Below are 13,296 nucleotides of genomic sequence, written 5' to 3' on the forward strand. Positions count from 1 at the left end.
ACAAGCAGTTGAAAACATTGAATGACCGACTGGCCGCGTTACAGGCCTCGACTGCCGCCAATACCCTTGGCGGCATTTTAAGAGGCATCGAGAAAGAAAGCCTGCGCGTTACCCCTGAAGGGTGCCTCGCTCACACCTCCCACAATCAACGACTGGGTTCAGCACTTACGCACCCCGAAATCACAACGGATTTTAGCGAGTCGCTTCTGGAGTTCATCACCAAGCCACACTCGTCCGTTGAAGGCGCACTGCAACAACTAGATTTGATCCATCGATATACGCTATCTGAAATTGGCGACGAACTACTGTGGGCCAATAGCATGCCCTGTTTTCTTCGAGGCGATGACGACATCCCCGTTGCTCAGTATGGCAGCTCTAATGTCGCACAAATGAAAACGATATACCGATTGGGGCTAGGGGAGCGCTATGGCCGCTTGATGCAAACCATTGCGGGCGTCCATTATAACTTCTCATTTCCCGATAGTTTCTGGCAAACACTGCAAACGCTCGAGCAGCATACAGGGACGCTGCAAGACTTTAAAACCCAGCGCTACTTCGACCTCATTCGAAATTTCCGGCGCTACTTTTGGCTGCTGCTTTACCTTTTTGGAGCAGCTCCGGCCGTGTGCCCGAGCTTTGTCCAAGGCCGCGAGCATAACTTAGTTAGACTTGGGGGATCAGGTTCGTCACTACACGGACCGTTTGCCACCTCCCTGCGCATGGGAGATCTAGGCTATCAAAGTAAAGCCCAGCAATCGCTGGTGGTGAATTACAACAATCTGCCTGACTACCTAAAAACATTATGCGGCGCTATTACACAACCACATGATGAGTACCAACGCATTGGCTTGAAAGACAGCAACGGCAATTATCACCAGTTGAATGATGGTGTGTTACAAATTGAAAACGAGTTTTACAGCAGTATCCGCCCCAAGCGGACAGCCAAGTCGGGCGAGACTGCATTAAGCGCTTTGTATCTGCGCGGCGTAGAATATATTGAAGTTCGCTGCATTGACCTCAATCCCTTTACCCCTTTGGGCATCGAGGCTGAGCAGTTACACTTCATCGACACATTTTTACTCTATTGCCTACTTCAACCCAGTCCACCATCTAACACGACAGAAGCGCAACAACTTGCAAACAACCAACAAGCCGTCGTGTATAACGGTAGAGATCCGCAACTGGAGCTCATGGATAACGGCAAGCCACGCTCACTCAATGAATGGGCGACGAGCCTTCTAACAGATATGCAACCGGTCGCCAAATTATTGGATCAATCAGAAGGAAGCCATCTACACAGCGGCGTCACCCAAAAGCAAATCGCTAAGATCAATGATCCATCGCTGACACCTTCGGCACAAATTCTTGAGGCCCTGAAAGATAAGCAACAATCGTTTTTTGAGTTCAGTCTGGAAAAGGCGGCGAGTTACGCAACTTACTTTAAGCGTCGCCCACTAGAAGGGGAGACTCTCGACCATTATCGTCGCGTTGCAGAGCAATCTATAGCGGACCAAGCGGCCCTCGAAGTATCTGAGACCGAGGACTTCGATACATACCGTAAGAAATTCTATGAGCAATATAATTACTGCCAAGAACAGGCAAAGCTAACACACTGGGAAGACTGAACACTTATCGCTGGACGATAAAGTTTTCGAAGTAGAGGTCCACCACACCTTCCTGAGCGCTTTCCGTTAACAAGATGTTTCGAATCTCCTCTAGAGCCGCTTGGCGCAGAGCTTCTTTACCAACCTGGGTCTCCAGCTCTTCATCCGTCTGCTTACTAAACAGCAGTACAATGTTGTTGCGAATAAATGGCATGTGATGGCGAACGGCGGCTGCCGCATCACCACTCTCAACACGCACAGTCAGTTCAGCCTTTAAATATTTTAGTCGACCAACACCGCCATAGTTGACGACAAAAGCCGGCTCCAAAGGGATGTAGATTGGCTGTGCCGCAGCCCCACCATCACCATCCTCCTGAGCATACGCGGTGATGCTGATGGTGGCGCACAGCACGAGAATCGAAATCAATCGGGAACAGCTAAGCATGAGTCTGGCTTCCTATGCATTGAAAATGTCACTTTTAAAGCATAGACCACCATCTCAAAGGGACAGACCAACCCTCGTGCTATTGTTTTTGCGGAACTTTTCTCATAATGTTGCCGTCCTTTAAAGCTCTTCAACCCAACACCAATACAGGCTGTGTATCTCATTGTGGCATTACCGTCGATTCGCTTAACCAACCTCGCTCTCGCACTTATTTGCGCAGGCCTCATGGCATACGCGTTTTACTCCGAAAAAGTACTGGGCCTACACCCGTGCCCACTGTGCATGTCACAGCGATTTTTCGTGGTACTGGTCGGTGCGCTGGCTCTCATCGCTTTTGCTCACAATCCAAAATCCTGGGGCGTTAAGCTCTATGCCGCTCTGGGAGTCATTGCCACTGTGGGTGGCGGTATTGTTGCAGGACGGCACCTTTGGATTCAAAGCCTACCTGAAGACCAAGTACCAGCCTGTGGACCAAGCCTCGAATATATCCTGGATACCTTCCCGCTGGGGGATGCGTTGATGGTACTGTTTCGTGGCGACGGCAACTGTGCCGAAGTAACCTGGGAATTTCTTGGACTTAGTATGCCTGCTTGGGTATTGATTGCCTTTGTGGGACTAGGCTTTGCCAACCTGTGGCAAATGCTGCGAAAAACAGCCGCTTAACGCCTATCAAATCGATTCTGTTTGGGCTGCGCCGTTAGTCTAGCGGCGCAGCCCATTGCTCCCTGTTTCAGCTTTTTGCTTGCCGATATTCAAGAGATATCCTATCTTGGCTATTACATATTGCACCTTTCGCGTAGCACTCAATAGCGCGCAAAAAATACGCTGGTGGCAATCTGTCAGACAACCCATAAATCATAAATCAGCAAGTAAAAGGTCAGTACCATGTTGGAGAACTGTAAGTCTGCAAAAGAACGTTGGGGCGGAGTAAGCGAGATCATCGATCGCTGGCTTCAAGAGCGACAAGATATGCTTGTTCAATTTTGCGACCTATCCGAAGGGTTAGATTTCGACCTCAATGAAGATGAAGCCGGCATCAAATTGCGCAGGCTTTGCCAGATCATGATGGATTACGTATCGGCCGGGCATTTTGAAGTGTACGAGCAGCTAATTAAAGAAAGCCAGGAGTTGAATGATACCGATGCACTCAAGCAGGCAGACGTATTATTCACTAAAATCGATAAGACCACCGATGCCATTCTCGACTTCAACGACAAGTACCAGGAAACAGATGACCTTGAATCTCTGACTGGCGACTTGTCACGCATTGGAGAGAACCTTGCCAACCGATTTGAGATCGAAGATCAAATGATTGACGTGTTACATACCTCTCACAAGGACCTTGTTGCATAGCATATCATTTCAAATAAAATAATAGCCGCGGCAACTATGTTTTAGTTATAGCTGTTTGCGGCTTATCACGAACCATTTCACACTTTTCCCAGCACACCTTACACCCCTCATCTAAGCTATAAGCAAACCCTTTTTAAATTCGGGCACCACGAGAGCCATCGGCAACCGCTTTAAACACCGTTGATAGAAAGCGTACTGACATGAAGCCTAGATATACCAGCCACTTGCCTTATTTGTTCCTTGCTCTGTGCACTGCCTCGCTCAGCGGGTGCGATGATGGCATGTCTCCCAGTGCCAGCGTCGAAGTAGCGGCAGTGGGAACCTATGGAGGCGCATTTTCCGACGACGGCGGATACAGCATCGTGGGTTCGATTAATCATGGCGGGAGCCTGTGGCGTACTCAGGATGGCGAGCGCCTCTATAACTGGAACCACCATAAAGGTGAATTTACCTCAGTGCTTACTGCCGACTTTTCCCCCGATGGAAAATGGGCGTTGACGGCAGATGAACATACCTTAGTCCTATGGAAGACCGAGGACGGCAGTGCGCACCGCTTTTGGAATGCGCCCGGGGAAGTATTATCGATTGCCCTAAGTGAAGGCGGGAGATATGCCTTACTCGGGCTCAGCGACCACACAGCTGTCATTTTTGATGTACAACGCGGCGGCGTGCGACGCACCTTTCGTCACAATGGACGGGTAAGAAGCGTCGACCTCAGCAACGACTCGACACTGGCGGTGACCGGGTCCGAAGACAACACGGCGATTATTTGGGATGTAGAAGGCAACAAGGCTTTGCACACCATCCAACATGACGACTATGTTCAAATGGTTGCCATTAGCCCTAATGGCTCAACCGTATTGAGCGCTGCAAAATACGACAAAGCAATTCTCACTAACGCAACAACGGGTGAGCAACTGGGTGACATCCCCTTGGCGGGCGAAAAACTACGCCGTGGAGTGCGTTTTACTGCCGCTAAATTTTCTGACGACGGCCGTTATTTACTCACCGGGCTACCTGATCGCGTGGTGCAACTTTGGGATACTACCAGTTTGCAGGAGCTTTCCCGCTGGTCATTGCCCAAGCGTGATGCCTGGAAACCTACCGGCGCTGCGGTGGTTGCTGTCTCATTTGGCCAAGCGCCAGAACAATACTTCGCAATGGCTTCTAATGGCTACATTCACCAACTGAGCCAAACCCAATAAAGGAACAGCCCTGGTCCGCCTATTCAGAAAGCATTGCAAATAAGAAAGTAAGGAAGGGGATAGAAAGAACGCAGTGGCCGACAGACCACTGCGCTTACGAGAGGTTATTCAGCGGCGGGAGCTGCTGCCTCTTCTTGCTTAGCAATTTCAAGCAATTCGATTTCAAAGATTAACGTCGCGTTAGGGCCGATCTGCGCACCACCACCTGCTGCGCCATAGGCAAGATCACCAGGAATATAGAGCTCGTATTTGCCACCTTCAGCCATTTGCTGCAAACCTTCAGTCCAGCCAGGGATCACGCGGTTTAGCGGGAAAGTAGCGGGTTGGTTACGAGAATACGATGAATCAAATTCAGTGCCGTCCAACAACGTACCGCGATAATGAACTGTCACTGTATCTGCAGCACTTGGTTTAGCACCCGTGCCTTCTTCAATCACTTTGTACTGCAAACCGCTCTCTAGAGTAACAACACCTTCTTTTTCTTTGTTAGCCGCTAAGAACTCAGCACCCTCTTTGGCATTTGCATCGCCAGCTGCCGCTTGCTCAGCAGCCTGTTCGGCTTGCATCGCTGCCATTTTTTCCTGCTGCTGGCTCTGGAAAGTTTCCATAGCCGCTTGCATGTCTTCTTCGCTCAAACGCGATGGATTTTCGCTATAAACATCGCGCAATGCTAAGGCTAGTGCATCCACGTCAAGGTTGATGTCTTGACCTTTAAAGCTAGTCCCAATATTGGTCCCCAAAATGTAACTGACTTTCTGATCAAGCGTCGTCAACTCCACTTCAGCAGCTTCTTGCTTCTCTGGTCCACAGGCAGCTAGAGGCAACAACGCCGCTCCTACCGCTACCAATGCAATAGTCTTTTTAATCATGTTTCACACCGTGTGTTTTTGATTGAATTGTAAGTTCTAATTATTTGTCTTTAGAAGAACAGGTCGGGGGTGTTGGAACCTTCATTTAGCAGAAAGTTTTCAGCCACCGGTGTTAGAGCTCTTTCAGCACTTCATTCCGCTCTTCCATCAATTTATTCACCTGTTTGGCATCATCTACTAGTTGCTCTACCTGGCCAGGAGAAATTGAGAGCGGCAATGGTACCCCAACTGATGGCCCAGACGCACCCGTTTGAGCAGGTTTTTCCGGGACTTCGATCGCATCCATTACATTTTGCCCTTGTGCAACAACCACCTTTTCAACATCTGCAGCACTCGGAGGCGGCAGATCGCTGTATTGCCATTGCCCATTGCTGTCTTGCCACCGATAGACAGCCGAACCTCCGTCCTGCCCCATGACTCCCTCAACAGAATCTAGCCCTCCATCCAGCACACCGGTGAATCCATTCCACCACCGACTCACTGTAGAAGGCAGCGCCGCCAGGTCAGGCCCAAGCTTTTGAACAGACATCAACGGCCGACCATCTGGACCTGTTAAAAAGAAAGGCGCGGCCAAACCGATAACCAAGACCGTGATTAAAAATTTAATATAGAGTTTCATAAGTTCACCATTCCTTTAGCGGCCTATATCCATAGGTGCATACCGAATTAAGCCCAGGCACATAACATATTACACGCAGGGTAACGTTTGATTGTTGCAATGCCAAGATATATAGCAGTGATACTCTATATCGCGAGCGTTTGAGGTATCTCAAAATGCGACTAGGCACACATTCGCGATATGTTGTTTTCCACATGTAACAAGCATGTAATTAAAGCAGCCCGCTCAATTAAATTCCGAGCATCGCTATAAGTACCCACTGGTAAAAAATCGGGTTGCAAGTCGTCACATTTTTTCCAGAAAGATTGTCATCTACTCCATAGTGTTTTACATTTATACAAGCCCGCTGAAAAGGCGACTCTATTTTTAGTTTGGCTTACTTTCTGTGATCACCTTCACCGCCTTCTTGTAAGCTGAAACCATCACACAACAATCGACCGAAACCAAATAAGGGTATAACCATGGCTGCCAAAAAATCGACTGCGGCGAAGAACATCGCAGCGCTAGAAAAGCAAGTTGCTACTTTAGAGAAACAACTCGACAAAGCTCGCGCCAAACAACTAAGCGATTCTGAGAAAGCGGTTGCCAAAGCAACAAAGGCGAGTGAAGCAGCCAAGAAAAAGCTTGCTACACTAAAAACCAAGCAAAAAGCAGCACGCACCGCCGCAAGCAAAGCAAAAACAACCGCCGCCAAGGCCAGCGCCAAAAAGAAAATTGCAGCGGCGCAAACAGCTGTTGATAAACAAGCAGCGATTGCCAGCAGTGCATCTGATGCGTTGACTGCCGCTAAAGCGCAACTCACTGCGATCAAAAGCGCCGCTAAGGTCGCCTCGACGATAGCAAAAGCTGTCGCGAAAGCAGAAAAAGAAGCCGCAAAAGCCTCGAAGAAGAAAACACCTAAAAAGAAAAAGGTAGCCGCTAAACCGGCAAGCAAAAAGGCTAATGTTAAAAAAGCAGCTGCAAAAAAAGCGACCGCCAAAAAGGCGCCGGTAAAAGCCAGTGCAGCGAAACCGAAAGCAACCAAACCTGCAGTAAAGAAAACGGCTAAAGCCAAACCAAAAGCGGTAAACAAGCCTGCGGCAAAATCAGCACCAGAAGCGCCTAAGCCAGCGCCTACTGAAAAGCCTGTTGAGAAAAAACCAGAGCCCGTGACGACACCTGCTGTCGCAAAGCCAGAGCCAACGCCTACGCCAGCTCCAGCACCCATTCCAACTCCGCCGGTTGCTGCACCTGTCCCAGCGCCCGCACCTACCCCTGCTGCAGAGCCGACGCCATCTGATAATACCGACACATCAAACTCGAATGATGATAAAAGCCCAACACCTGGCGGCTCGTTGTTTGACTAATGACGCCTAGTACTCGTGCGCGAAAGGCCAGTTAACCTGGCCTTTTTTGTACCTAACGATTAGCGCGCTAGACACTGAAGCAAAGTGGTGGCACTGAATGACGGCAATGAAGAGAACGGTTGCAAGTAAGTTGAGAGGTTATGCTGCTTAAGTGAATTGATGTCGAGATCCATTGCTTCGCTAGTACAATCAATGGACCATGCATACAACGTTGCGATCACCATCTGCTCGGCTTGAATTTCAGCATCGAGAATTTTCTTTTTAGACATTAACCAGGGGCTCGTTGTGGAGTCACAATGATCGGCAGCACGACGACGTAACTCACGCAAAGGCAGCACAAACGAGTGATGCAACGACTCAATCGCAGATTCGATGACATCAATCTGCCCTTCGTCCATCACCTTTCCTTGCTCCGCCAGCCAAAGCATGAATAGCACAACATTGATATTCACACCGACGTTGTCCTGCCACTCCAGCAACAGACCCTGTAGCCGCTTATTGCCGTACAAAGTGGTGACGTAATCCCATAAGGGGTTTTCAAGTACTAGAGTAGATTTATCCATAGGGATTTAACCACAGCGGTTTAACCACAGGCACCGCCAATAACAACTCTGCGATAAATTCAAATCACGACCGACTTGCATTTTAACACCAGACTAGCGACTATCCCGCGCCATTATCGAACTTGTACCCATCTTATGATTCAACTTCACAACATCAGCATACTGAGAGGCTCTAAGCAGCTACTCGCAGACACCTCACTCACTATACACCCTGGGGAAAAGGTTGGCCTGGTAGGCGCAAACGGCTGCGGAAAATCTAGTTTATTTCAGTTATTGCTTGGGAAAATCCAAGTCGATCAGGGCGAGTGCAGTATTCCAAAGGGCTGGCGCCTGGGGCACATGCAACAGGAGATCCACAATGGGCAGCTGTCTGCACTCGATTTCGTTTTGGATGGAGATAAGGAACTACGTGCTATTCAGCAAGCAATTGCCGATTGCGATAACAACAAAGAACAAACTAACGCAGAACACCTGGCATCGCTTTATGGAGAGTTAGAGAGGCTAGACGGCTACCGTGCTGATGCCAAAGCGGCAACCTTGCTCGCCGGATTGGGCTTTAGTAACGACGAGATGAAAAAACCCGTCACATCGTTCTCCGGTGGCTGGAGGGTCCGCCTGTCTCTAGCTCAAGCCTTGATGTGTCCGTCAGATCTATTGCTACTCGATGAACCGACCAACCACTTGGACTTGGGCGCGACACTGTGGCTCGAAAATTGGTTGCGACTTTACCCTGGCACCCTCTTTATCGTGTCGCATGATCGCGACTTTCTCGACAACCTTGTCAACGTTACTGTGCACATCGAACAACAACAGTTGAATCGCTATAGCGGCAATTATAGTAATTTCGAGAAACAACGCGCTGCCAAGCTCGCTCAACAACAGCAACTCTTTGAGAAACAACAAGAACGCATAAAGGAAATCCAAGCGTTTGTTAACCGATTCAAAGCAAAAGCATCAAAAGCCAAGCAGGCCCAAAGCCGCTTAAAGGAGCTGTCCCGAATTGACGAAGTGGCACCGGCCCACATCGATTCACCCTTTAACTTCACCATCCCGTGCGCCGAAAAAATTCCTAAAACGCTGATCTCGCTAGAAGATGCCATTATTGGCTACCCAACTGGACATCAGGTCAATAACGTTAATTTTTCCTTATATGACTTCTCAAGGATTGGACTTCTCGGACCCAATGGCGCCGGAAAATCGACGCTTTTACGGACACTAGCTAACGACTTACCTTTGCTGTCAGGCAAACGCATCGTCGGCGATCAACTCAATATCGGATACTTTGCTCAGCACCAAGTCGATAGCTTAGATATGGATGCCAGCGCTTTTTTACACATTCAACGTCTCTCACCTAAAGCAACTGAACAATCTATTCGAAACTTTCTTGGTGGTTTTGATTTCGTGGGTGATAGAGCCTTTGAAACTGTTGAACATTTTTCAGGTGGAGAAAAAGCTCGACTAACCCTTGCACTTATCGCATGGCAAAAGCCAAATCTTTTAATTTTAGATGAGCCCACCAACCACCTTGACATGGAAATGCGCCACGCCCTGACCATAGCTCTACAAGCTTATGAAGGCGCCATCATTGTGGTCAGCCATGACCGCCATCTACTGCGCAATACCGTAGACGAATTGGTATTGGTGGCTAACGGCGATATTAGTGAATACAAGGAAGATTTAACGACTTACGAAAAATGGCTATCAGAACAGGACTCATCGAAAGAGTCAGCCAAGGAAAACACCAAACAATCCGCAGGCAGTGAGCCAAGTGCCAACAAAAAGCAAGCTCGCCAACAAGCAGCGGAACGCCGGGCACAGCTCAAGCCTTTGACCAATAAACTTAAGCAGCTAGAGAGGCAAATGGACCAGCTGAATAAAACCTTGGTCGATATCGAGGAGCAACTCGCAAACCCCGAATGCTATGAAGACGCTAACAAAGGCCAACTGCAAACACTACTACATACTCAAGCCGAAGCACGCCGTCAGTTAGATGGAGCCGAAGCGGATTGGCTAGCGACACAAGAAACACTCGAAGAACTTGAGTCAGATTTATAAAACCGCTACGGCCGCCTAAGGGCGGCTAGCGAAAAATTACTGTGGTTTTTGATATAACAAATCCCAAACGCCGTGACCAAGCCGTTCTCCTCGACGCTCAAATTTTGTAATAGGGCGGTAATCAGGTCTCGGACTATAGACTTGCGCGCCGGCTAGATTAGAAAACTCAGGCAAGGTGTCAAATACTTCTACCATGTGCTCAGCATAGTTTTCCCAGTCAGTGGCTAAGTGAAACACACCGCCTGGCTTGAGTTTTTTCCATACCAACTTGCAGAATTCGGCTTGGACGATGCGACGCTTATGGTGCTTTTTTTTGTGCCAGGGATCAGGGAAAAATAATTGAAAACGATCAATGCTATTGTCCGGAATACAATCATTCATGACATCCACAGCATCCGCCATATAAACCTTTAAGTTCGAAACTTCTGCTTTACCGGCAGAGTTAATGAGACGCCCAACGCCCGGCGGATGCACTTCAATACCGATAAAGTGTTTGTCAGTTTCCGCGCAGGCCATTTCCAATAGCGAATCACCATTTCCGAAACCCACTTCCACAACCAGGGGCCCTGCGTGAGGGAAGAGTGTCTCAGGGTTAATAGCACCGTTAAAAAGACTTAGTCCGTAACTGTCCCAATAGCGGTTAAATGCACTTTTTTGGCCTTCGGTCATGCGACCAGGACGAATCACATAGCTGCGAATCGATTTTTTATTAAATTCAGGTTTTAGTTCAGAGTAATCAGTCATAAATCCATTAATTCCAGCGTAGGGCAGCAACAAACAAGCAGCCCCAACCAATAATAAAGCTTAAACCACCTAACGGTGTAATCGGCCCCAGCCATCGCGGCCCACCGAGCGCCAACCAATACAAGCTTCCGCTAAACATTACGATTCCCAAGGCAAATGCGACAGCGCTTCCGGTCAACAATGGTCGACTACCAAGGTGCTGCAACAGAAGCGCTACAGCAAGCAGGGCAAGCGAATGCGTCATCTGATATTCAACACCGGTTTGATAGGTTGCCAGCGAACTCGGTGACAGTTTAGCTTCAAGAGTGTGGGCACCAAAGGCTCCAAGTACCACGCTGAGCATGCCGCTAAACGCAGCAAAAGCGAGAATCGGTTTCATCATGGATTGCTCTTCTTAGACGAGAAATTTTGAAACGGGAAACACAGAAAATCGGCACAAAAAAACCGCGCTCGATAACGCGGTTTTTTTGCATAATACCGTTAACAATTATGCTTCGAGAAAGCCTCGAACTTTTTTCATCGCATTTTTTTCTAATTGACGAATGCGCTCTGCTGATACGCCATACTCATCAGCTAAATCATGGAGCGTTTCTTTACCTTCGTTCAACCAGCGGCGTTGAATAATATCGCGACTACGATCGTCTAGCTTCTCCAACGCCATTTCCAAACCGTTAACGCTGCTTTCTTGCCAATCGCTATCTTCCAATTGCGTTGCAGGGTTAAAACGGCGGTCTTCCAGATAATTGACCGGCGCTTGGAACGCGGTATCGTCGTCGTCATCATCCGACATGTCAAAAGCCATGTCATGTGCGGCGAGCCGACCTTCCATTTCATGCACGTGCTTCACATCAACGTTTAAATCACTCGCAATCGCCGCAGCTTCATCGTTAGACAACCATGCTAAGCGCTCTTTGGCACCGCGTAAGTTAAAGAATAACTTGCGTTGCGCTTTAGTAGTCGCCACTTTCACGATACGCCAGTTACGTAATACAAACTCGTGAATCTCTGCTTTGATCCAGTGAACCGCAAAGGAAACGAGGCGGACACCCTTCTCAGGGTTAAAACGCTTAACCGCCTTCATCAAGCCAACATTCCCTTCTTGAATCAGGTCGCCCTGTGCAAGGCCGTAGCCCGAATAAGATTTTGCAATATGCACAACAAATCGCAGATGCGCGAGCACCAGCTGGCGCGCAGCATCCAAGTTATCGTTGTAATACAGGTCTTCAGCCAAAGATTTTTCTTCCTCAGCTGTCAAAACGGGGAACCCGTTAACGACCGACATGTAGGCGTTGAGGTTGGCCCCAGGTGTTAAAACATCAATGGGTTGCAGGCTTGTGCCCATAGGTATGTAACCTCCGTTAATCGTGCAGCAATTCTAGCAGCTCTTTTGTTAGAGCGCTAACCGCGCAATTTGTTCCTTAAAACTCGCCAATAAATTACTAAATTTCAGCCACTTAGACCACTTATCCACAGGGCAAGGAGAACACCCTGATGCTAGGTGGGTTCAATCGTATGTAAATGTCTACTTACTGCCAATGCGGCACCAAACAGGCCCAATACTCCGGCTCCAAACCATATAGCGAGCGTTTCGACAAACCCAAGCCCCTCAAGTTCAAAGTCACTCTCGTACAAGCCAGCAAGCTCTGTTACCGGCCCCGATAGCCAAGCGACTCCAATAACCAATAGCAGCCAGGCGAGAATCCCGCCACCCAGTCCATACCAAAAACCCGTATATAAAAATGGGCGACGGACAAATGCGTTAGTGCCACCCACCAGTTTGACGATAGTAATTTCATCACGCCGACTTTCAATAGCGAGACGAATGGTGTTGCCAATGACCAACAAAACACCCAACGCAAGCAAACCCGCCAGGGCCGCTATCACACGTTGCGCGATCGCCATAATTTGGTGAAGCCTCCTAACCCATTCCATATCCAGCTGGACATCATCGACCAACCGCTCCTGAGTCAATTCTTCACGTAAAGCGTCTAACTGCTCCGGAGACGCATGCGTAGATGCCGGCTCCACCAATAAAACCGCGGGTAACGGGTTATCCTCTAAGGTTTCCAGAACATTGCCCAAGCCAGATTGCTCCCGAAATTCACGCAGTGCTTGTTCTGGGCTAACGTAGATAACCGAAGCAACACTCGCCTTGGTGAGTAAGGACTCTTGCAGCTGGACAATCGCCGCTTCCCGAGCACGATAATGGATAAATACCGATAGTTGGGGCTTAGCTTGCCAACGCTCGCCCAGCGTTTGGAATTGTTCTAGCGCAATGTAAAACACAGCGGGCAATGCAATAGCAATGGCCACGACAAGCCAGGTCAATAAGCTCTGCATCGGTGTTCGCAGCAACCGCATCAAGCTTTCGATCGCGACAATTCGATGATGCGCCCAGTACGCCTGAAATTTATCGCCAGTGCGCGTTTTGCTTTGGCTGGCACCACTGCGCGATTCTCCAGGGCGGCCAGATTTAGATAGTTGCGGTTTCAT

At 48.8% G+C, this 13,296-nt stretch carries 14 protein-coding genes; 6 read left to right on the top strand and 8 right to left on the bottom strand.

Features of this window, described 5'->3' with window-relative positions:
* The first annotated feature begins 8 nt into the window (after nt 1–8).
* Nucleotides 9–1,625, top strand: a complete 1,617-nt coding sequence (gshA, locus tag ACZ5NB_RS18880) for a glutamate--cysteine ligase (RefSeq protein ID WP_460234296.1) — start codon at nt 9–11, stop codon at nt 1,623–1,625.
* 4 nt (nt 1,626–1,629) lie between these two features.
* On the opposite strand, the gene ACZ5NB_RS18885 is transcribed toward gshA, so the two are convergent.
* Nucleotides 1,630–2,049, bottom strand: a complete 420-nt coding sequence (locus tag ACZ5NB_RS18885) for a flagellar basal body-associated FliL family protein (RefSeq protein WP_460234297.1) — start codon at nt 2,047–2,049, stop codon at nt 1,630–1,632.
* A gap of 165 nt (nt 2,050–2,214) precedes the next feature.
* Here ACZ5NB_RS18885 and ACZ5NB_RS18890 point away from each other — a divergent pair, with 165 nt between their 5' ends.
* The 3 genes from ACZ5NB_RS18890 to ACZ5NB_RS18900 all read left to right on the top strand — a co-directional run bounded on the left by ACZ5NB_RS18890 (nt 2,215) and on the right by ACZ5NB_RS18900 (nt 4,607).
* Nucleotides 2,215–2,712 carry a disulfide bond formation protein B gene (locus tag ACZ5NB_RS18890; RefSeq protein ID WP_460234298.1) on the top strand — a complete coding sequence of 166 codons (498 nt, stop codon included), beginning with the start codon at nt 2,215–2,217 and terminating at the stop codon, nt 2,710–2,712.
* Nucleotides 2,713–2,934: 222 nt separating this feature from the next.
* Entirely contained in the window at nt 2,935–3,402 is a 468-nt protein-coding gene (gene rsd, locus ACZ5NB_RS18895; protein ID WP_460234300.1) for a sigma D regulator, read from the top strand.
* A 281-nt stretch (nt 3,403–3,683) separates the two neighbouring features.
* Nucleotides 3,684–4,607 carry a WD40 repeat domain-containing protein gene (locus tag ACZ5NB_RS18900; protein ID WP_460234301.1) on the top strand — a complete coding sequence of 308 codons (924 nt, stop codon included), beginning with the start codon at nt 3,684–3,686 and terminating at the stop codon, nt 4,605–4,607.
* 104 nt (nt 4,608–4,711) lie between these two features.
* Here ACZ5NB_RS18900 and ACZ5NB_RS18905 read toward each other — a convergent pair whose 3' ends face one another.
* The gene (locus ACZ5NB_RS18905; RefSeq protein WP_460234302.1) at nt 4,712–5,476 is read right to left on the bottom strand and encodes an FKBP-type peptidyl-prolyl cis-trans isomerase; all 765 of its coding nucleotides are present in this window, start codon (nt 5,474–5,476) and stop codon (nt 4,712–4,714) included.
* Nucleotides 5,477–5,588: 112 nt separating this feature from the next.
* On the bottom strand, nt 5,589–6,095 hold the full coding sequence (locus tag ACZ5NB_RS18910; protein ID WP_460234304.1) for a DUF4124 domain-containing protein: 507 nt from the start codon (nt 6,093–6,095) through the stop codon (nt 5,589–5,591).
* A gap of 461 nt (nt 6,096–6,556) precedes the next feature.
* On the opposite strand from ACZ5NB_RS18910, the gene ACZ5NB_RS18915 reads away from it, so the two are divergent.
* Nucleotides 6,557–7,441, top strand: a complete 885-nt coding sequence (locus ACZ5NB_RS18915; protein WP_460234305.1) for a hypothetical protein — start codon at nt 6,557–6,559, stop codon at nt 7,439–7,441.
* A 59-nt stretch (nt 7,442–7,500) separates the two neighbouring features.
* Here the strand turns inward: ACZ5NB_RS18915 and ACZ5NB_RS18920 are convergent, their stop codons facing one another.
* Complete coding sequence (locus ACZ5NB_RS18920) at nt 7,501–8,004, bottom strand: TIGR02444 family protein (protein WP_460234306.1); 504 nt, start codon at nt 8,002–8,004, stop codon at nt 7,501–7,503.
* 135 nt (nt 8,005–8,139) lie between these two features.
* On the opposite strand from ACZ5NB_RS18920, the gene ACZ5NB_RS18925 reads away from it, so the two are divergent.
* Nucleotides 8,140–10,059, top strand: a complete 1,920-nt coding sequence (locus ACZ5NB_RS18925; RefSeq protein ID WP_460234307.1) for an ATP-binding cassette domain-containing protein — start codon at nt 8,140–8,142, stop codon at nt 10,057–10,059.
* A 36-nt stretch (nt 10,060–10,095) separates the two neighbouring features.
* Here ACZ5NB_RS18925 and trmB read toward each other — a convergent pair whose 3' ends face one another.
* The 4 genes from trmB to ftsX form a co-directional block, all read right to left on the bottom strand.
* Nucleotides 10,096–10,803, bottom strand: coding sequence for a tRNA (guanosine(46)-N7)-methyltransferase TrmB (gene trmB / locus ACZ5NB_RS18930; protein WP_460234308.1), 708 nt, complete (start codon nt 10,801–10,803; stop codon nt 10,096–10,098).
* A 7-nt stretch (nt 10,804–10,810) separates the two neighbouring features.
* Nucleotides 10,811–11,185: a DUF423 domain-containing protein gene (locus ACZ5NB_RS18935; protein WP_460234309.1), complete on the bottom strand. Its 375-nt coding sequence runs from the start codon at nt 11,183–11,185 to the stop codon at nt 10,811–10,813.
* Between the two features lie 105 nt (nt 11,186–11,290).
* Nucleotides 11,291–12,145 (bottom strand): RNA polymerase sigma factor RpoH, encoded by an 855-nt coding sequence (rpoH, locus tag ACZ5NB_RS18940; protein ID WP_460234310.1) that lies wholly within the window; start codon nt 12,143–12,145, stop codon nt 11,291–11,293.
* 152 nt (nt 12,146–12,297) lie between these two features.
* The gene (gene ftsX / locus ACZ5NB_RS18945; RefSeq protein WP_460234311.1) at nt 12,298–13,296 is read right to left on the bottom strand and encodes a permease-like cell division protein FtsX; all 999 of its coding nucleotides are present in this window, start codon (nt 13,294–13,296) and stop codon (nt 12,298–12,300) included.

Source organism: Aurantivibrio plasticivorans, from assembly GCF_055392955.1.